This window comes from Pseudomonas sp. K5002 (assembly GCF_013386655.1).
Classification (GTDB): domain Bacteria; phylum Pseudomonadota; class Gammaproteobacteria; order Pseudomonadales; family Pseudomonadaceae; genus Aquipseudomonas.
On sequence record NZ_JACARK010001415.1, the window covers coordinates 1 to 1,526 of the forward strand.

The following is a 1,526-nucleotide window of genomic DNA, read 5'->3' on the forward strand; positions in this document are numbered from 1 at the left end:
GGTGGCGGCGGTGTGCGTCGCCACCACAGCCTCCACCGTGGTGGTTGCCCAGGCGGACGGCCAACCCCTGGCCCCGGCGTTGTTATGGATGGATTGCCGCGCCGCTGCCGAGTCGGCGCGCACGGCCCACATCAGCCACCCGATGATGAACCAGGGCGGTGACGCGGTGGAATGGCTGGTGCCCAAGGCCATGTGGCTGGCCGAGCACGAGCCTCAGGTTTACCAGCGCGCCGAGCGTATTTGCGAGGCCGTGGACTGGATCAACTTTCAGTTGACCGGGCGCTGGGTCGCCTCCCAATTGAATGCCAGTTGCAAGTGGAATTACGACACCCTGCAGCAGCGTTTTCCGGTGGAGTTGTACGCCGAACTGGGCGTGCCTGAACTGGCGCAAAAACTCCCTCAGGAAGTGATCAAGGTCGGTGGCCGGATCGGCCCATTGAGCGCCGATGCCGCCAATCATCTGGGCCTGAGCCGCGACACCCTGGTGGCCCAGGGCGGAATCGACGCCCACATGGCAATGCTCAGTGCCGGCACCACTGGCGCCGGCGAGCTGTTGTTTATCGGTGGTACCTCGGTGGTGCAACTGATGCACACCCCGCAACGCATCGACGTACCGGGCATCTGGGGCCCGTACCCCGGCGCCTTGCTCGACGGCCAATGGTTGATGGAAGGCGGGCAAGTCTCCGCCGGTTCGATCCTCAACTGGCTGGCGCAAAAGATGTTCGGCCTCGACGATGCCGGGCACCAGCGCCTGATCCGCCAGGCCGCAGAGCTGCAGCCCGGCTCCACCGGCTTGCTGGTGCTCGATTACTGGATGGGCAACCGCACACCGTACCGCTCACCGGACATGCGCGGCGCGATCATGGGCCTGTCGCTGAACCATGACCGGCATGACCTGTACCGCGCCTCGGTGGAAGCGATTGCCCTGGGCTCGGCGAACATCTTTCACACCTGGCGCTCCGAGGGCATCGAGATCACCCGGGTGGTCGCCGCCGGTGGTTTCCAGAAGAACCCGTTATGGTTGCAGGCCACGGTGGATGCCACCGGTGTGCCGTTCGAAATGGTGCCCCACGACAACCTCACCCTGATCGGCACCGCCGCCGCTGCCGCCTGCGCCCTCGGCGAGTTCGGCACCTTGCAGGAAGCCGCTACCGACTTCACCACCATCGGCCGGCTGATCGAGCCCGACCCTTACGCCCACGAGCAATACATCGAGCTGTTGGGCCGCTATCGCGCCGCCACCGACAGCGTCGCGCCCATCAGTTGCAAGCCACCGGCGAACCGCACGCTCGGCGTAAGGCCGGCAGCATGAGCGCCCATCCTGAAGAAACGTTTGCCACGCGGTTGTCGGCCGATTCCCAGCGTGATGACTTGATGGTCCAGGTGGCCAAGCTGTATTACGACCTGGAAAAGACCCAAAGCGATATCTCCCGGGAGACCGGCCTGACCCGCTGGCAAGTCAGCCGCTTGCTGCGCGAGGCGCGGGATTGCGGGGTGGTGCGCATCGATATCGTCGCCCGCTCGGC

General features: G+C 65.4%; 1 protein-coding gene and 1 pseudogene. Both read left to right on the top strand.

The annotated features are described in order from the left end of the window. Positions 1 to 1,312 (top strand): ribulokinase (locus HX846_RS36820; RefSeq protein ID WP_178967416.1); only part of this gene is annotated, 1,312 nt, incomplete at its 5' end. Beyond that, positions 1,309 to 1,526, top strand: a pseudogene (locus tag HX846_RS36825) (sugar-binding transcriptional regulator); the annotation flags it as partial. The gene HX846_RS36820 and the pseudogene HX846_RS36825, both read left to right, overlap by 4 nt.